This window comes from Bradyrhizobium sp. PMVTL-01, from assembly GCF_051861855.1.
In the GTDB taxonomy this organism is placed as follows: domain Bacteria; phylum Pseudomonadota; class Alphaproteobacteria; order Rhizobiales; family Xanthobacteraceae; genus Bradyrhizobium.
Genome location: NZ_CP193982.1, coordinates 4,631,960 through 4,653,828 on the forward strand (window position 1 = coordinate 4,631,960; position 21,869 = coordinate 4,653,828).

Annotated in this window: 40 protein-coding genes; 1 reads left to right on the forward strand and 39 read right to left on the reverse strand. The window is 64.1% G+C overall.

Features of this window, described 5'->3' with window-relative positions; genetic code table 11:
* Positions 1–70: 70 nt before the first annotated feature.
* From ACRQ5Q_RS22350 to ACRQ5Q_RS22535, 38 genes are all read right to left on the reverse strand, one after another.
* On the reverse strand, positions 71–1,060 hold the full coding sequence (locus tag ACRQ5Q_RS22350; RefSeq protein ID WP_439392339.1) for a hypothetical protein: 990 nt from the start codon (positions 1,058–1,060) through the stop codon (positions 71–73).
* 8 nt (positions 1,061–1,068) lie between these two features.
* Complete coding sequence (locus ACRQ5Q_RS22355) at positions 1,069–1,533, reverse strand: hypothetical protein (protein WP_439392340.1); 465 nt, start codon at positions 1,531–1,533, stop codon at positions 1,069–1,071.
* Positions 1,526–1,948 carry a hypothetical protein gene (locus ACRQ5Q_RS22360; protein WP_439392341.1) on the reverse strand — a complete coding sequence of 141 codons (423 nt, stop codon included), beginning with the start codon at positions 1,946–1,948 and terminating at the stop codon, positions 1,526–1,528. The genes ACRQ5Q_RS22355 and ACRQ5Q_RS22360 overlap by 8 nt, the downstream gene beginning before the upstream one ends.
* Positions 1,945–2,205 (reverse strand): hypothetical protein, encoded by a 261-nt coding sequence (locus ACRQ5Q_RS22365; protein WP_439392342.1) that lies wholly within the window; start codon positions 2,203–2,205, stop codon positions 1,945–1,947. The genes ACRQ5Q_RS22360 and ACRQ5Q_RS22365 overlap by 4 nt, the downstream gene beginning before the upstream one ends.
* A 136-nt stretch (positions 2,206–2,341) precedes the next feature.
* The gene (locus ACRQ5Q_RS22370) at positions 2,342–2,593 is read right to left on the reverse strand and encodes a hypothetical protein (RefSeq protein WP_439392343.1); all 252 of its coding nucleotides are present in this window, start codon (positions 2,591–2,593) and stop codon (positions 2,342–2,344) included.
* Positions 2,593–3,150, reverse strand: a complete 558-nt coding sequence (locus ACRQ5Q_RS22375; protein ID WP_439392344.1) for a hypothetical protein — start codon at positions 3,148–3,150, stop codon at positions 2,593–2,595. The genes ACRQ5Q_RS22370 and ACRQ5Q_RS22375 overlap by 1 nt, the downstream gene beginning before the upstream one ends.
* The gene (locus ACRQ5Q_RS22380; RefSeq protein WP_439392345.1) at positions 3,147–3,581 is read right to left on the reverse strand and encodes a hypothetical protein; all 435 of its coding nucleotides are present in this window, start codon (positions 3,579–3,581) and stop codon (positions 3,147–3,149) included. Before ACRQ5Q_RS22380 ends, ACRQ5Q_RS22375 begins: the two co-directional genes overlap by 4 nt.
* Before the next feature lie 4 nt (positions 3,582–3,585).
* The gene (locus tag ACRQ5Q_RS22385; RefSeq protein WP_439392346.1) at positions 3,586–5,457 is read right to left on the reverse strand and encodes a portal protein; all 1,872 of its coding nucleotides are present in this window, start codon (positions 5,455–5,457) and stop codon (positions 3,586–3,588) included.
* Entirely contained in the window at positions 5,457–5,660 is a 204-nt protein-coding gene (locus ACRQ5Q_RS22390; RefSeq protein ID WP_439392347.1) for a hypothetical protein, read from the reverse strand. Before ACRQ5Q_RS22390 ends, ACRQ5Q_RS22385 begins: the two co-directional genes overlap by 1 nt.
* Positions 5,657–5,893 carry a hypothetical protein gene (locus tag ACRQ5Q_RS22395; RefSeq protein ID WP_439392348.1) on the reverse strand — a complete coding sequence of 79 codons (237 nt, stop codon included), beginning with the start codon at positions 5,891–5,893 and terminating at the stop codon, positions 5,657–5,659. The genes ACRQ5Q_RS22390 and ACRQ5Q_RS22395 overlap by 4 nt, the downstream gene beginning before the upstream one ends.
* A 9-nt stretch (positions 5,894–5,902) precedes the next feature.
* On the reverse strand, positions 5,903–6,142 hold the full coding sequence (locus ACRQ5Q_RS22400; RefSeq protein WP_439392349.1) for a hypothetical protein: 240 nt from the start codon (positions 6,140–6,142) through the stop codon (positions 5,903–5,905).
* Positions 6,143–6,274: 132 nt separating this feature from the next.
* Positions 6,275–6,562: a hypothetical protein gene (locus tag ACRQ5Q_RS22405; protein ID WP_439392350.1), complete on the reverse strand. Its 288-nt coding sequence runs from the start codon at positions 6,560–6,562 to the stop codon at positions 6,275–6,277.
* Positions 6,559–8,103: a terminase gene (locus ACRQ5Q_RS22410; protein WP_439392351.1), complete on the reverse strand. Its 1,545-nt coding sequence runs from the start codon at positions 8,101–8,103 to the stop codon at positions 6,559–6,561. The genes ACRQ5Q_RS22405 and ACRQ5Q_RS22410 overlap by 4 nt, the downstream gene beginning before the upstream one ends.
* Complete coding sequence (locus ACRQ5Q_RS22415) at positions 8,066–8,653, reverse strand: terminase small subunit (protein WP_439392352.1); 588 nt, start codon at positions 8,651–8,653, stop codon at positions 8,066–8,068. The genes ACRQ5Q_RS22410 and ACRQ5Q_RS22415 overlap by 38 nt, the downstream gene beginning before the upstream one ends.
* Positions 8,654–8,717: 64 nt before the next feature.
* Positions 8,718–9,218: a hypothetical protein gene (locus ACRQ5Q_RS22420; RefSeq protein WP_439392353.1), complete on the reverse strand. Its 501-nt coding sequence runs from the start codon at positions 9,216–9,218 to the stop codon at positions 8,718–8,720.
* 305 nt (positions 9,219–9,523) lie between these two features.
* Positions 9,524–10,108 (reverse strand): transcription termination/antitermination protein NusG, encoded by a 585-nt coding sequence (gene nusG, locus ACRQ5Q_RS22425; RefSeq protein ID WP_439392354.1) that lies wholly within the window; start codon positions 10,106–10,108, stop codon positions 9,524–9,526.
* Entirely contained in the window at positions 10,086–11,252 is a 1,167-nt protein-coding gene (locus tag ACRQ5Q_RS22430; protein ID WP_439392355.1) for a hypothetical protein, read from the reverse strand. The genes nusG and ACRQ5Q_RS22430 overlap by 23 nt, the downstream gene beginning before the upstream one ends.
* 58 nt (positions 11,253–11,310) lie before the next feature.
* Positions 11,311–12,060 (reverse strand): DNA-methyltransferase, encoded by a 750-nt coding sequence (locus ACRQ5Q_RS22435; protein ID WP_439392356.1) that lies wholly within the window; start codon positions 12,058–12,060, stop codon positions 11,311–11,313.
* Between the two features lie 2 nt (positions 12,061–12,062).
* A complete protein-coding gene (locus tag ACRQ5Q_RS22440; protein ID WP_439392357.1) occupies positions 12,063–12,281 on the reverse strand; it encodes a hypothetical protein in 219 nt (72 codons plus the stop codon).
* Positions 12,278–13,105, reverse strand: coding sequence for a hypothetical protein (locus ACRQ5Q_RS22445; RefSeq protein WP_439392358.1), 828 nt, complete (start codon positions 13,103–13,105; stop codon positions 12,278–12,280). The genes ACRQ5Q_RS22440 and ACRQ5Q_RS22445 overlap by 4 nt, the downstream gene beginning before the upstream one ends.
* Positions 13,102–13,602, reverse strand: coding sequence for a hypothetical protein (locus ACRQ5Q_RS22450; RefSeq protein ID WP_439392359.1), 501 nt, complete (start codon positions 13,600–13,602; stop codon positions 13,102–13,104). Before ACRQ5Q_RS22450 ends, ACRQ5Q_RS22445 begins: the two co-directional genes overlap by 4 nt.
* Positions 13,599–13,934 carry a hypothetical protein gene (locus tag ACRQ5Q_RS22455; RefSeq protein ID WP_439392360.1) on the reverse strand — a complete coding sequence of 112 codons (336 nt, stop codon included), beginning with the start codon at positions 13,932–13,934 and terminating at the stop codon, positions 13,599–13,601. Before ACRQ5Q_RS22455 ends, ACRQ5Q_RS22450 begins: the two co-directional genes overlap by 4 nt.
* 61 nt (positions 13,935–13,995) lie before the next feature.
* On the reverse strand, positions 13,996–14,484 hold the full coding sequence (locus ACRQ5Q_RS22460; protein ID WP_439392361.1) for a hypothetical protein: 489 nt from the start codon (positions 14,482–14,484) through the stop codon (positions 13,996–13,998).
* Entirely contained in the window at positions 14,481–14,675 is a 195-nt protein-coding gene (locus tag ACRQ5Q_RS22465) for a hypothetical protein (protein ID WP_439392362.1), read from the reverse strand. The genes ACRQ5Q_RS22460 and ACRQ5Q_RS22465 overlap by 4 nt, the downstream gene beginning before the upstream one ends.
* Positions 14,668–14,952: a hypothetical protein gene (locus tag ACRQ5Q_RS22470; RefSeq protein ID WP_439392363.1), complete on the reverse strand. Its 285-nt coding sequence runs from the start codon at positions 14,950–14,952 to the stop codon at positions 14,668–14,670. The genes ACRQ5Q_RS22465 and ACRQ5Q_RS22470 overlap by 8 nt, the downstream gene beginning before the upstream one ends.
* On the reverse strand, positions 14,949–15,314 hold the full coding sequence (locus tag ACRQ5Q_RS22475; RefSeq protein ID WP_439392364.1) for a DUF4326 domain-containing protein: 366 nt from the start codon (positions 15,312–15,314) through the stop codon (positions 14,949–14,951). The genes ACRQ5Q_RS22470 and ACRQ5Q_RS22475 overlap by 4 nt, the downstream gene beginning before the upstream one ends.
* Entirely contained in the window at positions 15,311–15,493 is a 183-nt protein-coding gene (locus ACRQ5Q_RS22480; RefSeq protein ID WP_439392365.1) for a hypothetical protein, read from the reverse strand. The genes ACRQ5Q_RS22475 and ACRQ5Q_RS22480 overlap by 4 nt, the downstream gene beginning before the upstream one ends.
* The gene (locus tag ACRQ5Q_RS22485; RefSeq protein ID WP_439392366.1) at positions 15,490–15,717 is read right to left on the reverse strand and encodes a hypothetical protein; all 228 of its coding nucleotides are present in this window, start codon (positions 15,715–15,717) and stop codon (positions 15,490–15,492) included. The genes ACRQ5Q_RS22480 and ACRQ5Q_RS22485 overlap by 4 nt, the downstream gene beginning before the upstream one ends.
* A gap of 5 nt (positions 15,718–15,722) precedes the next feature.
* Positions 15,723–16,541, reverse strand: coding sequence for a DUF2303 family protein (locus ACRQ5Q_RS22490; protein ID WP_439392367.1), 819 nt, complete (start codon positions 16,539–16,541; stop codon positions 15,723–15,725).
* A 48-nt stretch (positions 16,542–16,589) separates the two neighbouring features.
* Entirely contained in the window at positions 16,590–16,919 is a 330-nt protein-coding gene (locus ACRQ5Q_RS22495) for a hypothetical protein (protein WP_439392368.1), read from the reverse strand.
* A 17-nt stretch (positions 16,920–16,936) separates the two neighbouring features.
* Positions 16,937–18,229 (reverse strand): MT-A70 family methyltransferase, encoded by a 1,293-nt coding sequence (locus tag ACRQ5Q_RS22500; protein ID WP_439392369.1) that lies wholly within the window; start codon positions 18,227–18,229, stop codon positions 16,937–16,939.
* A complete protein-coding gene (locus ACRQ5Q_RS22505) occupies positions 18,226–18,459 on the reverse strand; it encodes a hypothetical protein (protein WP_439392370.1) in 234 nt (77 codons plus the stop codon). Before ACRQ5Q_RS22505 ends, ACRQ5Q_RS22500 begins: the two co-directional genes overlap by 4 nt.
* Positions 18,459–18,650: a hypothetical protein gene (locus ACRQ5Q_RS22510; RefSeq protein ID WP_439392371.1), complete on the reverse strand. Its 192-nt coding sequence runs from the start codon at positions 18,648–18,650 to the stop codon at positions 18,459–18,461. Before ACRQ5Q_RS22510 ends, ACRQ5Q_RS22505 begins: the two co-directional genes overlap by 1 nt.
* A gap of 4 nt (positions 18,651–18,654) precedes the next feature.
* Positions 18,655–18,888: a DUF3310 domain-containing protein gene (locus ACRQ5Q_RS22515; protein WP_439392372.1), complete on the reverse strand. Its 234-nt coding sequence runs from the start codon at positions 18,886–18,888 to the stop codon at positions 18,655–18,657.
* Positions 18,888–19,370, reverse strand: coding sequence for an HAD family acid phosphatase (locus tag ACRQ5Q_RS22520; RefSeq protein WP_439392373.1), 483 nt, complete (start codon positions 19,368–19,370; stop codon positions 18,888–18,890). Before ACRQ5Q_RS22520 ends, ACRQ5Q_RS22515 begins: the two co-directional genes overlap by 1 nt.
* Positions 19,367–19,759 carry a hypothetical protein gene (locus ACRQ5Q_RS22525; RefSeq protein WP_439392374.1) on the reverse strand — a complete coding sequence of 131 codons (393 nt, stop codon included), beginning with the start codon at positions 19,757–19,759 and terminating at the stop codon, positions 19,367–19,369. Before ACRQ5Q_RS22525 ends, ACRQ5Q_RS22520 begins: the two co-directional genes overlap by 4 nt.
* Positions 19,741–20,364, reverse strand: a complete 624-nt coding sequence (locus ACRQ5Q_RS22530; RefSeq protein ID WP_439392375.1) for a hypothetical protein — start codon at positions 20,362–20,364, stop codon at positions 19,741–19,743. The genes ACRQ5Q_RS22525 and ACRQ5Q_RS22530 overlap by 19 nt, the downstream gene beginning before the upstream one ends.
* A gap of 26 nt (positions 20,365–20,390) precedes the next feature.
* Positions 20,391–20,642 (reverse strand): hypothetical protein, encoded by a 252-nt coding sequence (locus ACRQ5Q_RS22535; protein WP_439392376.1) that lies wholly within the window; start codon positions 20,640–20,642, stop codon positions 20,391–20,393.
* A gap of 115 nt (positions 20,643–20,757) precedes the next feature.
* On the opposite strand from ACRQ5Q_RS22535, the gene ACRQ5Q_RS22540 reads away from it, so the two are divergent.
* Positions 20,758–21,396: a hypothetical protein gene (locus ACRQ5Q_RS22540; RefSeq protein ID WP_439392377.1), complete on the forward strand. Its 639-nt coding sequence runs from the start codon at positions 20,758–20,760 to the stop codon at positions 21,394–21,396.
* Here the strand turns inward: ACRQ5Q_RS22540 and ACRQ5Q_RS22545 are convergent.
* Entirely contained in the window at positions 21,393–21,845 is a 453-nt protein-coding gene (locus tag ACRQ5Q_RS22545; RefSeq protein WP_439392378.1) for a hypothetical protein, read from the reverse strand. The genes ACRQ5Q_RS22540 and ACRQ5Q_RS22545 overlap by 4 nt on opposite strands.
* Between the last annotated feature and the right edge of the window lie 24 nt (positions 21,846–21,869).

Sequence of the window (21,869 nt, forward strand, 5' to 3'; positions counted from 1 at the left end):
CGGGCTGTGCCCGGTCAGAGAAGTCGCGCGTTGATGCCCGCGTAGCCGCGCGGGGATTGGTTCGTCGTCGTTACGCTTTCGGCGTGCCGCCGTTCATGCTCGGGTACCAGCGCTCGCCACGCGAGCCACCAGCCTTCGGAGCTGCCGGGTTCGATACCACCGCGGAGTCCTCGAAGATGTTCAGGGCAGTCGCGATGTTGTCCAGGAAGCGCAGGAAGCCAGGGAAATTCCCCATGCCATTGCTCGAGGTGTGCGCGATCAGCTCCGCCACCTGTTCCGGCGAGCCGCCGTATTCCTCGAGCACAGCCTTTCCGCGGCTCAATGCCGTGTCGATCCGATTGCCGAATTCCTTCCGCGCATCGGTCTTCCACGTATCGTTGAGTGTGTTCCAGACATCCCGCTGACGCTGGTCGGCGGCCTGCTGGATCTCCGTCTGCATGCGCTGCATCTCAGTGACATGCAGATCGAGCAGCGACTGGGCAACATCCTGTGGCACCTGAGCCTTGCCGGCGATCTCAGTGAAAGCACTGACCCGCTGGTCGTCGAGCTTGATGCCGTCAGGCACTTTGAACGCGTCGTACTTGATCGGAGCCGGGGGCGCTTCGGCCGTGGCTTCCTTCTTGGCCGGGTCGGTATCGTCTGCCTTGTCACCTTCAGCCTTCGGCTTGTCATCAGCCTTGGCCTCCTTGGCATCACCCTCGGGTTTCTTATCACCCTCGGGCTTGGCAGGCTCTTCCGGAGCCGGCTCATTCTTCGCCTCACCTTCCGCCTTTGCGGCCTCGGCCGGCTTCGCAGCTGCTGACTCGAGCAGCGAAGGTTCGGCTTTCGGCGCATCACCGGCCACCGGCGCAGCCTCACCACCTGCAGGCGCGGCGGGAGCGGCATCGCCAGTGGGCGCGGCGGCTGCAGGCTCTGCGCTTGGACCCGCAGATGCAGCCGGCGCCGCTTGTCCAGAATCGCCAGCGGCTGCAGCCACCACCTCGGTCGCAGCCGCGGGTGCAGCCGGATCACCCGGGGACCACAGCGGCCGGTATTTCTGCATGAAATCGCGATAATGCATCACTTACCTCATTTCTTCGGCGGCATCGGCGGCTGGTGGCCGGGGAAACCCTGCGGCGGATTGAGATGCGCCACCTGGTCCTCTGCCCTCGGGCCACGCTCCGCCTCATCGCGGCGCTTGCGCTCTTCACGCCGCACGGCATTGCGCCGGGCCTCCTCCTCTGCCCGCTCCTTGATCGCGGTCATGTAGAGGTCGACGGAAGCGGCCATCACTTCCTGCAGCAGCTCTAGGCCGTAGGACTCGCGCCCCAGATTGTGTGCGGTCGCCTCGGGCTGGCCGATCACGAACTTGGCGGGGCTGTTGATGTAGCAGCGGTCAAGCTGCCGGATCATGAAGGCCCTGCCCTTCTTCGTGTGCATGATGGCGCGAATGACGTCCGCATCCTCACGCTTGATGCGCTCGGCATCGCGGGTTGCGTTGTTGACCGCAACTGCGTCCGACGCATCGAACGGTTCTGGGAGATCCTCAGCCATGGCCCGCCGGCGGAAGGATGATGCCGTTCGGATGCTTCTCCGCGTGCGCCTTACCCATCTTGGCCCACTCGTAGAACACCTTGATCATCCGGTAATCGTTGCCATAGCCCGTGACCGTCAGCCAATCGAGCAGGCCCTGCAGCTGGAAATTCCGCTCCAGGAAGCGATGCAACTCGGCGGCAAGCTCAGAGGCCGCGGCAAACGCCTCATTGGCCTCCGCCCCGAAATGGCGCTGCGCTTCACGCATTGCCTTACGCGCGTTCGGCTGCAGCGGGGCCGACAGCGCGTCCATCATCTTCGCGCGCAGCGGCGTGGGCACGCCATCCATCAGCGCTTTGCGGAAGGCGGCATCGGCCTCGCTGGAGACCAGCACCAGGCCATTCTCATATCGGACCGTGAAGGGCTCCGGCTTCATCCGTCGAACCTCTTCACGTTGAACGCCATCCGTTGCAGCGGGTTGGGTCGCGCACCTTGCGGGCAGATCGCGATGCGAGCTTCGAGGCCATCGACAGAAACGCGGGCTCCGTGCGTATCAATTCCAGCCTCCATGCCGAGAAACTGGAACGGAACATTGCACTCGCTACAACGTACCGTGATGTCTGCCATGAACTGACCTGTGTCCTCCATCCGCGCAACGTTCACCTGCGCGGCGAAGTTCATATGCTTGCACATCGTTAGCCTCCATCGTCCGCCGGCCAGCTACGACCCTTGCGCGACGTGTCAGGGGGAAGTGTTGCCACTTCGCCGGGGACGATGAAGATCGAAACCTCTTCATCGCGCGAGAGCCTGCGTAGCTGCGCAGGCGTGTTTAAGTCCAAGCGTTCAGGTCGAAAGTGCCGTTAGCGACTCGATCCCGGATCATCTGCGGCGACCAGCCACGCTTCCAGGCGCGGTAGACGTCGACATAGCCGAACTCGTTGAGTAGTTCGCGATAGGCGAGCGGCATGCTGTCGATCGCGTTCATCACCGGCTGCGCCACGCGTGCGGAATATTCCTCGCTGCCGAGCTCGGCGCGCTTGGCTTTGAAGCCAGCTGTCTCGCTGTTGTTGAGCGCGCGCATCAGTGCCTCGAATATCCCGGCGGCAGGATCAGCGCCGGCGCCTGGCGGACGGCCTTCTTCACGGCGGCGCGGCGCATCGCGTGGAGCTTGCGCGCCATGTCGTCGAGGGTGCCGGCCATGGTCGACCACCAGAGGTCGCCGCGATGACAGGTGGCGAGCTGGCGGCAGCCGCCGGCAGCCTGCTCGACGCCGTCGAGGAAGCGCTGGCGGCACTTCTTCCAAGGCAGCGGCTCGCCCCGGACCTCCTCCGTCTCCTTCTCGCGCATGGTCAGGCCGAGACCTGCATGCTGCACGGCGATCAGCCGGGCCTTGTCGAAGCGCGTCATGAAAGCACGCCAGTGCTCGGCCTGAAGCGGCTCGTGGCGGATCAGATGCGCGCAGGCATCAGAGATCATCCTGAGGCCCTCGATCACGCGCTCGTAAGACTGGCGTTCGTCCATGAGCGTGCCCTGGCGGATGGGATCGCCATTGGCGTCGACCTCAATGCCTTCGGGGCGCTCCTTGTCCTCGCCTTCAAGGGGCTTGCCGTCGATCGTGGGCTGGAGCTCGTCGCTCACGATTCCCTCGTGTAGCCTTCGAGGAAGGCCTTACGCGGCGAGAACGATTTATAGCCGTCGGCGTAGACGACATAGAAATCGCCCGGCGCCGGGATGTAGCGGCCGAACATCTCCTCGGGCGCATTGATCGGCGCGAAGCCGGCGTCGCGGAACGTCAGCCGCCGCGTATAGTCACTCGGACCAGCGGTCAGGTCCGCTTCGCGGACGCCAATGCTATCGATTTCCAGAGCCGCAACTGTCTTGTGACTGCGGTAACGCGGCATTGCCACAGAAGCACCTTCACTCATCTCTTCAACCTTTCCTCGTTGATTAGCTAGTTTCAAAAGCAACGTTCCACCGCCGCGCCCGACGATGTCGCGATCGCACACAATCACCATGCGCCCACGATCGACGTAAAGAGCACGCTCCACATCGAGCTCAATCCAAGTCATCCACCTATCCAGCCGGTACGCTGGTCGGGTTTGCCGGCGTCAGGCCCTGCGCGATCTGCAGCGCGTTGAGCGCCCCGCCAGGATCGATCTCGCTGGCCGTCTTAGCAGCGCCTGCCATGGCCGGCGCCGTGTGCGTCAGCATCTGAGCGGTCTGGGCCTGCTTGGCCGCCTGCGCCTGCGCCGCCTGCCGGCCGTTGCGGATCTGCTGCACCTCGTCCTCGCCGTTCATCACCGAGGCCGGGAAGTTCGCGCGCTCGAGGTAACTGCGCGCCCACTTCTCCTTGTTGATGACGTCGCCGACGTGGGCGTCCGGATAGGCCTTGTCCATGTTGGTGATCACGGTCATGCCGCGCTCCATGGAGGCGGTCTCAGCGGCGCGCTGGGCGACCGTCACCATGCTCTCGAAGTCGATATCGAGCGGAACGTTTTGCAGGCTCTGCGGCTTCGGCGCGATCAGGCCGCGGCGGCTCACGATCGAATACGCGCGGCGGATGTCGTCGGCGAGCTCGTTGGTGATTCCCTCAACCACAGGGCCGAGCACCTGCATCTTCTCGCCGCGGCGTTCTGCGATGTCCATCTCGTTGCGTGGCTGCACGCCCGGGATGTTCTCCATCATCAGGAACAAATCGTTGAAGAACCATTTGTCGATGCGCTTCTCGATCTTCTCGATCAACTTGGACATGTGGTCGATGTCCATCCGGATCTCAAAGATCGGCTTCATGCCCTTAGCCGGATCGTTCACGTAGGTAACACGGCCGGGCAGGATCGAAGATGGCTGGTTCTTCAGCGAACTGTCGGCGAGCAGCGGCGGCCGCACCAGCTTGTCGATGGCCTCCGCCTGGCGAACAGTCATCAAGTGCAGCTGCAGGATATCCGGCAGCGCATCCATGCCCGGCGAACGGCCGTAGGGATCGTTGGAGACGCGCGTCCAGGGCGGCGCGATGAAGGGCTTGGTGCGAAAGCCCTTGACGCTGAGGGGGCGATTGCTCTGAACGCCCCACTCCCAATAGTACTCGCGATAGGTGAAGTTGCCGGGAACGACGCCGAGGTTCGGGTCGGTCATGCCGGGCATGGCGAGCGAAAAGTTCGGCTCTAGCGCGTGGGCGACAACAATCTCGGTCTCCAGCGCGGCGCCCTTGAGCTCCCACAGCGTCTGGACATTGTCCGAGCAGTTCTCCAGCCCGAACATCATGACGAGCTGTGCGACCGTCTGCACGAAGGTGCGGTAGAAGGCGTTCACGCGGCCGTCAGAGCCAAGGGCGAGATAGTACTCACCGGCGCAGGGGTTCTGGCAGCGGATGATATTCTGCCGATCCTCGTACATCAGCTTCGGCCCCGTGCCGAACACCGTGAGGTCCTCGAACATCGTGGTGCCGGACTGGTAGTAGTTGGACCCGGCGAAGACGCGATACATCCGGTCCTGCGTGTCCTCGAACCAGTCCTTGGCGGCCTGGTCGGGCTTGAAGTTGCGCAGGCCCGGCTTCAGCTTGAACCAGGGGCGCGAGCTGGACATGATGCCCGAGCGCATCCCCGCCGTGCAGACGCGAACGGCCTGAGTGCCGGTCGGATCCTTGATCGCCTGGTTGATCGCCGATCCCCGGGTCATGGTGTTGGGGACGATCAGCCAGTGATAGCGGCGCGGCAGAATGGCCTCAGCCAGCTTGGCCCAGTGCTCCCACCACGACAGGCGCCAGTTGCGCAAGCCATAGAGCCGCGCCTCGAGCTGCAGCCTCAACTCCTCCCAGCGCTTCTGCTGCGCAGAGTTGTCGTTGGCGTACCACGACCGCTTCGCCATGGCGGGAGCCTTGGCCAGCAGCGAGTCCGACTGCATCTCGTAATGCGCGACAGAGCGCGCGAGGGCGGCTTGGAGGGCCATTACGGGATCACCAGGAGCGGCGGATTGATGACGTGCTCAAGCCGCCGGGCATCGCCGAACATCACCGCAGCCTCGATGTCACGCTCGGCTTGACGCCGCAATTCCTTCCGGACCTTCCGTAGCCAGCGGTACGAGTCCCGCCACTGCGCACGCGTCATGGTGCGCGGAAGCTTCTCCGGTCTGAACACGAGGGCAAGGCTCACGCGCTGGTATCCCCGAGCAGCTGGGCCTTGGCCGAGCTCACCGCTCCGGTTGCGCCAGGCTTGGTCAGGCGCGTGCCGTCATAGCCAGCGCCGGCCGCTGCAGCGGCGCGCTGCTTGGCCTGGCTGGCGGTTGCCTGCACGTTGCTGTTCGCCAGCGTCGGCGCATGGGCGGCCGGCGGCACCGGCGGAGGCGGCGGAGGCGCGGACGGAGTGTCGGGAGCAAAGATACCCATGGCGATCCCTCAGAAGAGCAACGCAAGGCCGGCGGCGATGCCAGCGAGCCACGACGTGGACACGAGCCAGGCGGCGACGAGGCCTGAGCCAATGCGCGAGGCCTGCGCAACATGGGCGAAGAACGCGAGGCCCATGGTGAGCAGCGCGAGCACCCAGGCCGCATGGTGATTGAGACCAAGGCCGGCGAGGAAAACGCTGACCGTGTAGACCAACCCCCAGACAAGCGCGGCGACGAAATGGAGCTGCATGATCACCTTCCCGAGTACCCAAACGGCGCCGAGGTGAGCCCGTAGCGCTCCACGCGTTCCCAGCACAGATGAGCGGCGTAGAGACTGCTGGCCAGTATGGCGAGCGCTAGAAGTCGGTCAATCATCGCAGCATCAGCCTCTCAGCGGGTCATAGTCGAACGAATGCACGACGGCGTTCCGGCTCTGCATCTCGATCTCGATCGCGATGCGCTCGGCCATCGTCATGGTGTCGAGGAAGTCCTCGACGTTCTGATTGTGCTCGCCCTCGTTCACGTAAAGCGGCTTGACGCTCGTGGCTTTGACGAAGTTGGCCAGCGTCTCGCGCGTGGCGCGCGCCCAGGGCGTCATGCCGCGCGGCACGATGTCGGTCTCGGGGCGCGCCGGCTCGCCAGGCTTGAACAGGCACCGCACGTCGCTCATCGCTGCGCCATCGGGTCGTATTCGTACTGGTGGCCGGAGCCGGCCTGGTTGCCGTACTTGTGGCGCTGGTCGGCGGGAGCCACAGGGTGCGCGAAGGTCAGCGCCAGCGCATCGCCGTTATCGGGAGAGGAAAGACCGCGCGCCTTCATGTGCTCTTTCTTCTCCAGCGCGATGCAGTCCCGCGCATTCTTCATGGCGTAGCCGTATTCGACGGCGGGCAGATCGGCGACGAGCTCCGGATCATCATCGATCATGCCACCGGAGAGCCAGTCGCGCATCGCGCCCCACATCTCGGCCCGCTTGTTGTAGTACCAGATGCCGCTCTCGCGACCCTTGATCTCGTTGTCCGGGCTGGCGCCGAAGTCGATGCCGAGCGCCGGCAGGTGCAGGTAGTTGCAACGGTCGACCACTCCGGCTCCGAAGCCGCCATTGTCGATGAAGATCGCATCGGGTTGGTACCGCGCATAAGCCTCAGCCACGCGCGCGGCGATCTGCATTGTGTCGAGCCCGCGAAACTTCATTGGTTTGATCGAGCGCGCATCCCGGCCTCGCCGGAAGCGGAACACGGTCTGGTCATCCCCGAAGCGGGCAACGTCGACGCCCATCACCAGCGGATCGTACAAGGTGACCTCGGCGTCACGCTTCGGATCAGCCGCGGCGCTGACCAGCTCACTCGAGATGAACTGCGAAGTACCGGCCTTCGGGAAGACACCCTTGACGCGGACACGGAAGAAGTCCGAGTCCTCGCCATAGTCCGCTTCCCACTCGGCAATCTCCGCCTTGTTGGTGATCGGAACGTCGCGGCTATCGATCTGCTTCGGATTCCAGCGATGGGCGAAGCGCCCACCTGGGAAGCACTCACGGAAGCGGCCGACATTGCGGGTCGGGTTACCGAAGGCGGTCCAGATGATCTCTGTGTTCTGGTCGGTCAGCGCGCCAGTCGAGACGTCCCAGATCGAATCCGGGATGCCCGAGGCCTCGTCGTAGAGCAGCACGATGCGCTTGCCCTCGTTGTGAAGGCCTGCGAACGCTTCCGTCCGCGTCTCGTTCCATGTGACCGCGTCAATCCGCCAGGTCGCCGCATGCTCCGGATCAGTCGAGAAGATCGCCTTCGCGGTCACTTCGAACCAATGGGCGTTGATCGACAGGCGATGCCACTTGCCGAGCTGCACCCACGTCTTCAGCTTCAGCTGATCGCCCGTGTTCGCCGTCACCACGCCGATCGTGTCAACGCAGGTCGATATCGACCACAGGATGATCCACGACACGAGCGCCGACTTGCCGATGCCGTGGCCGGACGCGATCGCGATACGCAGCGCGCGGTCGGGCGACATGCCATCCCGGATCGCTACCAGCACATCACGCTGCCAGTCGAGCGGCCCGGTATGGCCGGCCAGTTCGCCCTCCCCCCAGGGGAAGGCAAACATCACATAGCCGAGCGGGTCGCGATCGAACTCTGCGATCTCGTCGACGAGCTCGGCCTCTGGATCTGGGGCCTTGGCCTCAGCCTTGGGCTGATGCTTTTCGCTTGCGTGCTGCATTCAACCGCGCAGCGAGCCCATCGATCACCTGCACCGGTCCGCCGTTCTGCCCCTCGAGGCGAACGCGCTGTGGCTTGGCCGGCTCGATGTGCTCTTTCAGTATCTTGTTGGCCGCGATCTTGTCGTGGAACTTGATGCGCGGACGACCATCGGAGTCGAAGCCGATCTCCGAGATCGCATAGGCCTGCTCTTCCGTGAGCTTCGACAGGTCAACGCCTGTGAACTTGCCGGCCTCGTTGAACTGCATGATCCCATACACGTTCACGCCGGCGATCTTCTTCAGGTTCGAGAGAATCCAGGCCTGGTGGAGCTGGGCCAGATCAGCAGCCTTACGCTGGTTGCGCCGGATCTCTACCGCGGCGCGCGGATCATCGAGGATTCTCCGACCATTGCCATGGTGTGGGTGATAACCGACGCGCTTCTGCGCCTCCTCGATGTCCAGGCAAATGCAATACTCGCGCACAAAGGCCTTCGCCCTGTCGCCAAGCTCGGCGGGACGCTCCCGCCCTCCCCTCTTCCTCGCCGGTCCCTCGGCCTTTACGGGACTCATTTGGACTCATCCGGACTCAATCTTGCCTCACTTGCCCATTGATCGGATTCGCGAATTCGGCCGTTTATCCGCCGGCCGGAAACAGCCCCGCCACGTGCCGCGGCACTGAGCCGCCATGCAGCGGCTTCGGCCGGCGCGTGCCGACATGGCGAGCCCCGTCACCGGGGGTGGCCGCGTAACCCTCATCGAAGGCTTCGCCTTCAGCGACATTTGCGAGTGCCTCGCCCACGATGTCCTCGACGTCGACAGGGGCAGCTTCGACAACCACAGCCGGGTTGTTGGCGAGCTGCTGCACCGTGTCAGCCAGGTGCATCATCATCGTCTCAAGGCGGGCGAAGCGATCCTCGTCCGAGGATGGCGCTGCTGGCGCCGCTTGCGCCGTGGTTGGCCTCCGGCCAGTCTGCCGCATGGCTTGGCTGACGATCTCCGCCTTCGGAAACGTCAGACCGGCAAGCAGCTTGTTGCGGCAATGGTCGAAGAACTTCAGGCCTGCGGCATCAGCCTCGGCCTTCAGCGCATCACATTGGGCATCGGACAGCCCACGAATCTCAATGGTTCTGCTCACAGCATGAGCCCTTCAATGTTGCAGCGGGGGCGCCGACGGAGACGGTCCGGCATGGCCGCCGGTGTCTCGGTCTGGAGACCTGAGAGGACACGACGGCGCCCCCGAAACTAAAATGGCCGCTGATCGGGTGACCAGCGGCCAGTCAAAGGGAGGAAACGCCCAACGAGGGCACAGTTGTGCAATCGCGCAACCGACAAAACAGAAAGCCCCGCTCTCGCGGGGCCCGGAATCGTTCTAACGGGCCAATCTCTGGGCCCTCCGCCGGAGGCTCTGCCTCCCGCCTCGGCGTTGTCACCCCTTTGGGGCTATACCGCCTCGACCTGGTCCTCATCGAACTCTTTGAGGACCTCGCGCTCCATGACCGTCAGCAAGACAGCGAGTCTATGGTGGCTGTCAAGCCGGGCGATGGTCACTTCCCACATGTCCCAAGGGCCGCCGATGATGCGGACTCGTTGCCCCAGCTCGAATTTGCGCCGCGGGCCTTCCTCGGCCATATGGAGCTCGAAACGGCGGATCTTTTCCATCCATTTGGAACTGACCTTGATCGCTTCGATCACGCCGTCCTTGTTGGTCCGCTTGACGAAGCCGCCGATGCCGTCGGCGATCTCCTTCAACCTGGCAAGGTCGGCGTCATAGTCCGGGATGAACATGATGCCGGAGAACAGCGGCAGCTGTCGCAACACGCTACGACCCCAGCTCGCCCGGAACGATCGCGTCTCCTTCGGCAGATAAGCGTCGATGTCGCGCTCGTGGAGTTGCCGCTCGGCCTTCCGTTCATAGTTCGGGTGGAGGCGGAGCATGTAGTGGCATTGCGCGTCCCGCTTTACCTTGACCGGCCGCTCCACGAACTCAACGAACTGCCCGATCTCAAGCTGCGCCACTGCTGCCATCTGCCTCTCCTTCCGGTTGGTCCTGATAGATCGTCCCGTCCTTGCTGGGCGGGAACGGCCAGGGTGCGTAAATGCCGCTCCTCTGGTCCTTACCGAGGCCACGGGACTCGATGAACGCGCCGCGCGGTCCGGGCACTGTCGCCTCGATGAAACCAGCCCATGAGCCGATCTGCTCGCGGCAATCGGCCATGTCGCGCCAGCGCCAAGTCGAGCGGCTACCGGCTTTCGCCATGGCGAGGATCTGCGGGGTGATCTCGCCGCGGTAGGTCACGCGGCCGTTGCGCTCGGGCGGCTGCTTGCGGGCAACCTGGTGCAGAGCTGCGATCGCACGGCCTTCCGGGCTGTCGAGAGCGAAGCTGTCAGGGCGCGCCGGGGGCGGACCACCGCGCCGGAAGTTTTTGAACATCCCCTTGCGCAGCCAGGTGTTGGCGTTCTTCGGCGCGACGCGGTCCTTCGCACACTCGGCGGCGTAGGGCGGCGCGGAACTCACGGCCCATTCGGCATCGTCGATCGAGAGCTTGTCGAACTCCTCGCGCGCTGCGGCCTGGTCCATGCGGGCGATGCGCATGTACGAGCCCAGGAACTGGCGCCAAAGGCCCTCGCGCCGCTCTTCCGCTTCAACTTCCCTTCGCGAGCGAACGCCCCCCGGAGGGGGGTTAGGGGGGAGTCCTTCGGACAAGGGAGGACTTATGCAGTCGCACGAGTGAGACTGCCCCGGTCTCACCGGTGAGACTGCGGCAGTCTCAGAACTGTGAGACTGCGGTTGGACCAAAGTCTCACCGTGAGACTTTGGTATTTCCGCATTCTCGGCCTCGTGGTCGCCGCCGGCATCGTCATCACCGCCCTTGCGGGTGCGGATCGGCAGGATCACGCGAGCCTCGAGATTGAGCTGGATCTCGTAACGCTGCGCGCCCTGCTCCGTGTAGTATTTGCGGCGGACCAGCAGCCCGAGCTCCTCGAGCTCCGAGAGCCTGCGGAACATCGTTGCGCGCGACAGCCGCGCTTTGCGGGCCATGTAGTCCGCATCGCAGTGCCGCGTCATCCCGTTAGGGTCGGCAGAATCCGCGATCACATAGAGCAGCGCTTGCTGCGGACAGCTTTCTAGCTCCTGGGAGAGCGCCCAGTTCATTGAAACAATGGACATCTGTTTTTTTCAGAGAAGGGGTGATGACTGACGCAGACGCAACTGGAACTGAAAGGGTCTATTCAGCGGCCCCCGCGAACAGGGGCGCATCGCCGTCGATACGTCGGCGCGCCATGGCGGCATATTCCGAGTTGAGCTCGATCAGGATGGCATCGCGGGAATGGCGCTGTGCTGCGATGGCTGTCGTGCCGCTGCCGCCAAAAGGATCTAAGACTACCCCCCCCGGGGGGCACGCGTAGAGCAGCAGCGGCTCAATGATTGCCAGCGGCTTCTGGGTCGGATGCTCGGCGCGTCCGTGCTCACTGCGCGCCCAGATCACACTCCGCATCAGCCGTGGGCCACCGTCTTCGCTCCGATACACGCTCTGCCCCGCATGACCCATGTGCACCGGCCGCCGCTTTCGGCGGACGGCGCGCGCAACCGCATCAGGTGTATACTGAGGGTCCTTATAAACATCGGCCCATGCCGCATCGTCGCGATAGAACTGGTAGGCGTTCTCGTGCACCCGCTTAAACCGATCGGCATGAAAGCCGGAGCCGTTGTGCTTCTCCCAGACAACATCCTGCGCGAAGCGCCAGCCGCCGAATTCGGCCGCCGCTGCCAGGAACATCCGCGCTGACCCAAACACCCACATGCTTCCGGTCGGCTTGAGAACCCGACGCACCAGGCTGGGCCACCCAACGACCCACCGATCCCATGCGAGTGACGTCTCGCCGTAGGGCGGATCGGTCAGCACCAGATCAACGCTCGAGTCGGGCAGCTTCGTCAGCTGCTCGCGCGCGTCCCCGACGATGATCTGGACTGTCATGCCTACGCCCCCTCCTCGATCTTCCGGCACGTCGGCCGCATCCCGCCCGGGATCATCTCGCCGTTGCGCCAGTACTCGACCCAGTGGATGTCCTTGCCGCCTTCCGTCTCGTGGCGATGCACTTTCACCACGCCGCACCCGTTGCGGCATTCGCGCTCGCTCTTGTGGGCGAGCGGGTAATCGACCTTGTCGCCCCAGCGATGCTTGCCGCCTTTGGTCATGCTGCGATTGCCTCCGACGGCCGGCGAGCCAACCAGGCGCGTGCGTGCGGTCCGAGCGCGTCAAGCGGTGGCGTCTTGTCCCATTGGGTGCTCGGCATATCCGCGTGGTCCTTGCAGACCGGATGCGACCAGCGCAGGTGCTTGCTCCATGTGCCGAAGCGGGTCTTAATGTCGCCGGCGCCGCAGTAGTGGCAGGCCTCACCCACGCAGCCGAGCTCAAGCGCGTAGGTCTTGATGCACTGGCGGGCGTAATCGAGCGGCCACGTCTGGGGAACATCGGCGCCGCCCAACGTGCTGATCCAGCCTTCGACGAGGTTGAGCAGCTCGGCAGCGCGCTCGGCCTCTAGCTTCTCGCCCGGGGCGTTGGGCTGCCAGTCGCCTGCGGATTCGAACGGCCGGCGCTCGCAGCGGCCATCCTTGTATTTGTTAATCAGGTCGCGGGCGCCGGCATCGAAGTTGATCTCGGGCGAGCCGAGCGCGGCGTAGAGAATGGGCAGGCCGGCGTCGATATATGGATGGTGCCACCGATGACCGCTGATGGTGGTCTCCACAAAGCGCAGGTAGACCTTGCCCGTTGCGCTGCAGGTGCGGCAGCGCTCGTTGCTCTGGCCCTCGTACCAGCTGAAGAACAGCCCCGTGCCCCGGCAATTGCGGCATTCTGCCAGCACGCCGACGGGCCGCGCCTGGGCGATACCGGCGCGTGCGTCGATCAGTGCGGCCACCTTCTTGTAGGCGTAGATCGCCTCCTTGCCGCAGCCATAAGCGCGGGCATGGGCGTTAAGGATGCTGATTGCGGCGGCGATGTCGGCAGGGGTTGTGATCACGGCGCGATCCCTATTCGCTTGTCGAGTGCGCTCTGGCCGGGCAAGGGATCGCCGAAAACGGCCGCCGTGATCGAGGCGTGCGTCAGCATGCTCCGCTGGTCCCGCTTGGCGATCGCCTCCAGCACGCGGTCCGTTGCTGGGCTTCTGCGGTCGGACGTCGAGACGCGGACACGCGCCGCCGGCTGCTTGATCTCGCGATATTTGCTGTAGGCCTGACCGGCCCCACGCCCGAGCGCGGCATCGATCTGTGGCCACGGCTTGCGCTCGACGTCGCGAAGCTGCAGCAGCTTTTCAGTCTCCGTGGCGCTCCACTTCTTCTGTGGCTTCGCCTTCCTCGTGCGGGGCAGTTCCTCGCAGCGCCGCTTCAGCTCGAGCAAAGTGCGCGCCGTGGGGAACGTCGCAACGATCACATCCCAGGGTACATGCGCTGTGCGCGCTTTTTTCAGCTCGATGTCCTCGGCGCGTGTCCACGGACGCTCCTCAGCCCCCATCGTCATGCCGTCACTCCCATGCGTTTCTTGTCCAGCGCGCTACGCCCTGGCGGCGGGTCGCCGAAGAATGCTGCCGTCATGGAGAGCGGCGGCGCCAGGCTGGCTGCCTGACGCGCGCGGAGCGCTTCCCGCTCCACGATGTTACGGGTGTGCCGCTCTGTGGGCGCGACCTTGATGCGGTAGGCCTGCGGCCGCAGCACGCGATATCGGCCGCGCGCCGCGTCCGGCTTGCGTTTCAAGATCACGTCGATATCGGCGAAGGACATCTTGACGTGCTCGCGCAGGAACAAGAGCTGGGTGTCCTCGTCATGCGTCCATTTGCGATAGTCGCGCGCCATCACTCACCATCCCTCTTCGTTCCCGGCTTCCTGTCGCTCCAACACGCGATGGCACCCAGCGTCATGCGGCTGCCTCTGAGAGATTGACATCGAAAAATCCCTGCGCACCCTTCAGTGGCACAGGGGGCTCAAATGGCTTGATGTCCGTGAGCGGCCAGGCCCAGTTGAAAGCGCCGCGATCGCTGTCCGAGACGTTCATCCGGAATAGATCGCAGGCGAGCATAGGCTCGCCCAGCACGGCCGTACCGAGCGCATGGCCAAGCGGCAGCAGCCGGTACTTGAAGGAGGCTCGCACCTTGAGGAGCAATTCCCGCGCCTTGCCCAGATCCAGACACGTGCGCTCGCCCTCAGCTGCAGTCCCCGCCGCCTCAGCCTCGATGCGTCGAAGCAGGTCCTCGATCTCGGCGGGTCGCACGGCAATAGCGCCGGCGTGGATGACGATGCGCTGATTGCGAACGAAAGACGGCGCCGCATGTCCGCGAAATTCGTGCGGCTTGGCGCCGATCATGATCAGCGACGCCCATGGTTGCCAGATTGTCAGCGCCTTCACAGCATGCTCCCCTCTTTCGGCACCCCGCACTCCGGGCAGCCGTGAATCCAGTCCCGTCCGATCTTGCGCGCCTTCCAGTCGTTGAGGCGCATCACCTCACGCGCTTCCTCGAAGTCCCTGGTGTCGGTCTGAAGCGTGTCACCGCAGCTGTCGCACTCCACGACGAACTTGCCGTGCTGGCGGTCAAGCATGGGCTGGCTCCTCCGTGGTCAGGATGCGCTGCACGATGTGCGCCGGCTCCATCTTGCGGAAGGCACGGGTCTCCGCCGCGCGCGCCAGGCGCCGGGCCCATTCGGCCGGGAAGCGCTTCACCTGGATGGATTTGCCCTCGTGGTTGCGCACGGTCGTGAGCTCGAATTCGTGCGGGCTCTCGGGGTCGAGGCATTCGCGCAGCAGCAGGTTGAAGGCATCGACGAGGCGATCGGCCTCGACGCCCTCTTTGGCGAGGTGCGGGAGCAGCGGGTTCATGCGGCCTCGCAGATCGGAGCGCTGGCGAGCTCGAGCAGCACGTCGGCATGGCAGGAGGCACCTGACTTGCACCAGCAGGCGAGGTTCTTGCCGCGTAACGGCGCGATATGCTCCTCGTAGCGCCTGGGCTCATCGCGCTTGAACAGGCGCATATGTTCTCGGAAGTGCCGTACAGCGTCAGCGGGGGTTTCGAGCCGCCACGGGCGTGCGCGTCCGTCGATCATGTCGATGTTACCGAAGCCGAGGGCGCAGCCGGGATAGTACGGATTGCCGTACTTGCCCGGGCGCGTGACGCTGACCGTATTATCGGGCATCTTCCAGCCCTTGGTGCGCCGGCGCTGGATGCGGATGGGTGCATTCACTTGAGCGTCTCCACTTCATGCCACTCCCGCAGCCAGCGCCGCCGCTGGGCATCGCGCAGGATCACTGTGTCTGCCCGGACCTCCACGACCTCGCCGACAAAGGCGGATTTCTTGCCGACGGCTTTGGAGCGGAGATGCTGACCGATCTTCACGGCATCGCGGTTGATGATCCTGCTCACGTCAGCCCGACCTCTTTCTCGGCCTGCATCTGCACGCGGTCGACGACATTGAAGCCGGGGCAACGGACGTCGAGGTCGACGTCGCACTTGTCGGCATAGGTCGAGAAGGTGGCGCCGCATCGCGTACAGATCACGCGACCCCCTAGCCGTTCGCGGACGAGCATCTGCACGCGCTCACGCAGTTCACGGATATGGTTGGGGGATTTGCGATGCGGCGCCATCATGGTCGTTAGCCGGCCTTGCCGAAGACAGCCGTCAGGCTGGTGCGTTCGGCGGCGCCGACCACGATCTGCTTGAACATCGCTTGGCGCACATGCTCGGGCCGCCACAGCTTGATGCCGAGGGTCATGCCCTCGTCGCCCACCTTCCAGCGCAGGAAGGCCGAGAGGTCGACCGACTCCTCGCCGAAGTAGATCGGGATGCGGACCGTGAACTGGCGCGGCAACTCGACGCTGTTGCCGGTCGACCGGCTGCCGAGGGTGGTGGTGTCCTCGGCCGTGAAATTCTCGTTGTCGGAATCGGTCCGCACCACCTTGGTGAACTTGATGTTGCGCGCGGCGTGCAGGTCGCGCGCCATCTCGATCAGTTCGGCCGCGTTGGGCTGGGCGATGTCGGGATGGTTCTCCTCGAGGAAACGAGCGAACTCCAGCTGGCCCATCATTTTGCCGTCGATCGACGTCCAGAGCTTCCATTCCTCCGAGAACGGTAGCGCCATCTTCACCTGGTGCGCGACGTTCGCCGCCGTCTGATCCTTGCCGTGATAGTCGATCAGCGCCGTGATGGAATTGGCCATGATGTCGGCGAACAACATGGTCTCTTCAGTTTTGAAGGCGTTGACGTAGTCGACAAGGGAATCCAGCGCCTGGACTTCGACGCGCTGGCTGATGTAGCGCGGCGTCGAGAGTTTCAGGCCATGGGGATCGCTGACTTCCTTCTCGGTAAAGCCATTCGGCACGATCAGGAATTCGCGGTTGTCGGCGGTCAGAACCGTGCGAGGGCCACTGGCCTGCACGGCGAGTTCGGCAATGGTTTCGGCGTCGTTGGTCATGAGGGTGCTTTCTTCGGTTGAGGATGGGCTGAGGGGTGGAGTGCGCCGCTAGCCGGCGCCCTGTTGAGGCTGCGGCTTGCTGGCGTCGCGGAACGTCAGCTCGGCCTGGGCGGGATCGCTGCGGTGCAAATTGCCTTCGGCATCCGAGAAGAACACGGCCTCGGGCAGCTCGAGCTCGGGGATCTTGGACTTCACATCGATGTGCAGCGTCTTCTCGGAGCCGCCACCTTTCTGCGGCTTCACCTTGATCTTGATGGTGATCTCGCCGGCCTTGTTGGTCTCGTCGACGGCCATGATCAGTTCGGACAGGCGCTGGCTGGCGAGATCGACGGCTCGCCCTCTCCGGTACTCACGCAGCACATCGGTAATCGGTCGCATGGAAGACTCCCTCGGGTTTAAGCAGCTTCACTGTCGTCAGGGGTTTCGGCAGAAGCCGGCACGCCGGCCTGGTTGCCCCAACGCTCCCAGCCCGGTCGCGGGCTGCGGGCGAAGAGTTCGATACGCGACAGACCAGGCGTCATCGCCTCGATCATGTCGCGGTAGTAATCAGGCTTGGCCGAGTGCTCGCCCTTGCGTTCGCGATACATGGACACGGGCACATCCGCGGGCTCAGGAAGCGACGGCGATCCGCGCGTGGCGACCAGCAGCAGCTCGTGCTGGTTACGCACCCAGTAGCCTGTCCCCGCCTCGCGCGGATGGTCGGGGGATGTCTTGTCCCAGCAGAGGCAGGACTTGTACTCGAACCCCCAGGCCGGCAGCAGCTTCGCGATCGTCTCGGCCAGCTGGGGTACCGTGGTCCAGCAGAACAGCAGGCAATGATCGAGGGCGAGATCACCGACAGGCAGGGTGCACCAGAAGTCGATGCTCTCGGTCGGGTAGTGGTTCTCGATCGAGCGGTTGCCGAAGCCGGATTTGAATTCGGTCGCGGGGTCGGCGTAGATGACCGGATACTTGCGGTCTTGCGGCAGCGGCGCGGAATTGCGCGAGAGTTCCTCGTGCATCTGCCGGACTTCCTGCCGGCGCCGCGAGCGGATCTCGGCGTTGATTTCCTTCGCCTTGGCGAGGATCTCTCTCTCGCCCTTGGCGACAATCTCCGCCTGCTCGTCCTGCGGCAGCTGCGTCAGCACCTCGGCGGTCGAGACGGCCACCTTGCGCCGCCTGACGGCGTCAGCCAGTTCCGGGGCACCGTGCTCCTTCACCTGGTCGGCACGGCGCACGCTGATCCGCGCAATGCTGAGCAGCCGCGCCCGCTGCGCAGCGCTCAAGGGCTCAATTGAGCACTTGCCCCGCGCGCCACCATGACTGAGCTTGCCGATATCGGCCGCCACCATGGAACGCTGGCTTTCGTCCAGATGCCGGCGCATCAGGTTTTTCGAGATTACCCATTTGAGCGGGTCGCCCTCGAAGGCGGCATTGTAGCGGGTGAACCAGACGTGCGGCGGCACGAGGTCTTCCGCGTCGAGCGCGCTGTTGGCGCGATGGCCCCAGCCGGGCCCGAGCACCTCGCCGGTCTTGGCGATCTCGACCAGCGCGCGGTACCGGTTGCACCCATCGAGCACCTGTCCCTCATGGAGGGTGATGGGGTCGCGGATGCCGTGCTCGCGGATGTCCTCAACGAGGTGCTCGAACTCGTCGCCCTCGATCGGGATGAACAGTTTGGCAAGTTCATGGAATTCGAGGACGTTCATACCGAAGCCCTCGTTCCCGGGCCCTTCGCCGGCCGATCGATCTTCGGCAGGTCACCCCGCTCCTTTGCGGCCGCCCAGATGCGGTTGACGTCAGCGGCGTGCAGCTTGCGCACGGGCGTGGACAGCGCGGCTGCAATCCGCGCAGCTGAGCCCGGCGCAAAGAACGCGTTGATGACCGCGAGCTCCAGCGCGCGCTTGCCTCGCGGGCTATGGTCCGTGTGCAGCGCCATCAATGCCGCCTCATCATTCGGCGGACAGGCGAGCGCCAGGCGCGAACGATATCGCGGGCCGTCAGGAGCACGGCGATGCCGAGCACCAGCGCGAGCGTCAGTAGCCATGCTTCGAACCATGGCCAGCTGTCGTCGATGATGGCGCCGATCAGGTCGATGTCGATATCGAGAGAAACCCCCTGCCCCCGCATGGCATCACCTGCGCGTCTTGGCAGGCGTTTGCGCTGCTCGCAGCCGCTGGATTTCGCGGTCGACGTACCAGCGCGCCTTCTCCAGGTCGGTCTTTGGGTCGTCTGACTTCAATCCGGCGCGCCACAGGTATTTCACGGCGTTACCGATGTTGAAGTTCATGTGCTCCGTGATCGTGATGCATTCCACGCCGGAGGGGTGCTGGTTGTAGTGCGGCGGATTGTTGACTACGTCGGCCATCAGAAATTCCCCGGCGCCACCTGCGCGCACGGAATTCCGCGCTCACGCCACATCTTCACCACCTGGTCGCGATCCTCGAAGGCCATGATCGGCCGATGCCCGTCGGCGATCAGCCGGTCGAGGAGCTCGGATTTGACAATGTGGTCCGGGCGGTGATCGCCCGCGGCGCGCATGTAGAGATCGCGGCGGCCGTCGTCGCTCCACGACCAATCGCCACCACACGAAGGCAGATGGCGCTTGAGCCACGCCAGCGTTGCCTTACGGCACTCTTCCGAACGGCCCGTGACGAAGATGATATCGGCCTCGTGTGACAGCGCATGCGCCAGGTCGAGAATGTGGGCGATCGGGGAATCCTTGCCGCACGCCTCATAGAATGCCGTCCAGTCGGCCGGCTGCTTCTGGATGTGATGCAACCGATGTGAGCAATCGGCGATCGTGCCATCAATATCGAAGACGTAGCATAGGGTGATGCCTGGACTCATGAACCGTTCCCTGTCTGAGAGGCAGCGACGATGTGGCGATGCCAGTTCGCGAGGAGCGCGCCGGCCGTGACCGTGTGATGCTTGGCTTTGCCCCAGTCTCCGGCGAGCGCCGAATGTGCGGCCTTGCTGCCGAGGTAGCCGAGCGTCCAGAACCAATCCCAGGCTGTCTTTTTCGCATCGTGTTCGGCGCCCCAGCGATAGACCTGGTGCTTGGCTTCGCTGGCGACAGCCTCCGTGAACGGTTCGAGGATCGGCGTGTCGAGGATGCCACGGAGCCTCTCGACCTCGGCGAGGAGATCGAGGCCATTCCTGTGGCTCAGCTCGCCGCCCTCGTCCACATGGGCGCGCAGCATCTCGAGATACGAGGCCTTCATGCTTGTGCGTGCCATTGCTGGAGGAACCGCTCCTTTTTCTCGGCGCGCTCGATGATCTTCATCGAGTTCAGCTTGAAGTGATCGATGACGAGCTCGATGCTGGCGAGGACGTCGGCGATCTCGTCTTCCAGCCACTCGCGATTGAGCTTCTTCGTCATCGGCTCACGCTCGTCGACGCCCTGGATGATGCAGCGGGAGACGGCGCTGGTGCATTCGCCTAGCTCCTCGGCAAGCTTACCGAGATGCTTCAGGTCGACGGCATCCGTGATGGGCTGCCAGGGATTTGGGTCTCGCGGGTGATCTGCGTTGCTAGCGGAAACCTGCAACGGCTGCGTATTCTCCGATGGCCAGCCATCGAAGTAGCCGTCGATCAGGACGTGGGCATGCGTGAGATCGCCCTGCCGCTTGAGGATCGCTACCTGCTCGGACTGTTCGCCAACCACAAAGGTCTCAAAATCTTCCTCAGTCAGGCGAGCGAGACCGCTCTCTGCACCCGACACCAACTGGGCCCAGGACTCCGGAACGCTGAAGGCCTCGAAATTGATGGAAGTGCCCGGGTAAATGCGCCCGACTAGGTGGCCGCCGCCGTCGCGCTCGACCATCTCGAAGGCCTTGCGCAAGTGCGGATAGTTTTCGTTGCTCACGATCACGCCGCCGTCTCCTCGTTCCTGATGGGGTGCAGGGTGAGCAGATAGTCGCGGAGGCGGAGTTCCTCCTGAACTTGAGCCTCGGCCAGCTTGCGCAGGGTCGAGGACCTCACGTCGCGTTCACGGCCGTCCGGCGTCTTCGCGTGGGCGGTCGAAGGGGGCACGCCAGCGAGATCGGCCAGGTGATTCATCCTCAGGCGGATGTTCGCGGCCCGTTCTTTTATCTGGCTTATCGAATCAGGATATTGCATATTCGCAATTAGATGTCCGACTCGTCGAAAGTCGTCAAGTGCGATGTTGCAAGATGTAGCGCAAAATTGCGTAGTGCATACTCCCCGTAGCGTTTACGCTATGGAGAATACGCAATTGCCGCCTAAGTCGGACCAGCTAGTCGCCAAAATGCATCGCGACTTTGTCAAGCGGGTGGTGGAGCACACCAAGACACCGCCGACTCGCATTGCGACGGACCTGAAGATAGCACCTTCCACCCTCACCCGACTGCTCAACGAGCCGGACGGCGGAAAGGCGACGCTGCGTGCAACCACCATTGCGAAGCTCGAGGCCTATTCCGGCCTGACGGCGCCGACACTTGAGCATCCGGAGGGCGCCACACTAGCGCCGTCGCTCCGCGAGGATGCGGTTCCCTATGAATCCCGGGATGGCGATCCGACCATCGCGGCCGCGATCAAGGCCGTCATCGGCACAAGGAAAAATATCGACGTATGGACCATGCAGTCGCGTGCGCTGGAGTGTGCCGGCTTCATGCCGGGCGACATCGTCCTAGTCGATCTTTCGACGATGCCGCGCGCCGGTGAGCCCGCCTGCGCCCAGGTCTACAACTTTCGGGGCGGTGCGGCGGAGACCGTCATGCGCCTCCTGGAGCCGCCGTACCTGGTGGCGGCCACCTTTGATCCGGCCCTGCGCAAGCCACTTCTGGTCGACGATGAGCGGGTGATCGTGAAGGGATTGATCTTGCCGCACCGGTTCCGGCCCCGGGTGAGCTAGCCCCGGATGCACTTGCGCTCGATCGCCTCGGCACGGTTCGAGACGTAAGCGCAGACCCCAAGCAACTCCTCCTCGAACAGATCCTCCAACGACGGCAGCCGCAGCTTCAGGCCGGCAGTCAGTGGCATGCGGGGCGAGCATTCGGCCGTATTGCGGGTTGCGTACACGACATCGGCACACTTCTGCAGGAGGTCCCGACGCGCTAGGCGCGCCTCTTCTTCGGCTCGCCGATCGGCCTGCTGAATGAACTCAAGACGCTCTTGCGCGGCTCGTCTAGCAGTGCGGATCTGATCGTCCGACATTGACGTTACGCGGAATGCGCGCATGGCGGCACGATCTGGAGCAGGCCTCCGCTGGTCCGCCGTTGCACTGACGATGGCGGTCACAACGGCGCCCATCCCAGCGCAACCAACAAAAAATAGCGCTAGCGATTTCTTCGACAGTCCCATGCCCAACCCCATGATATGACGTCA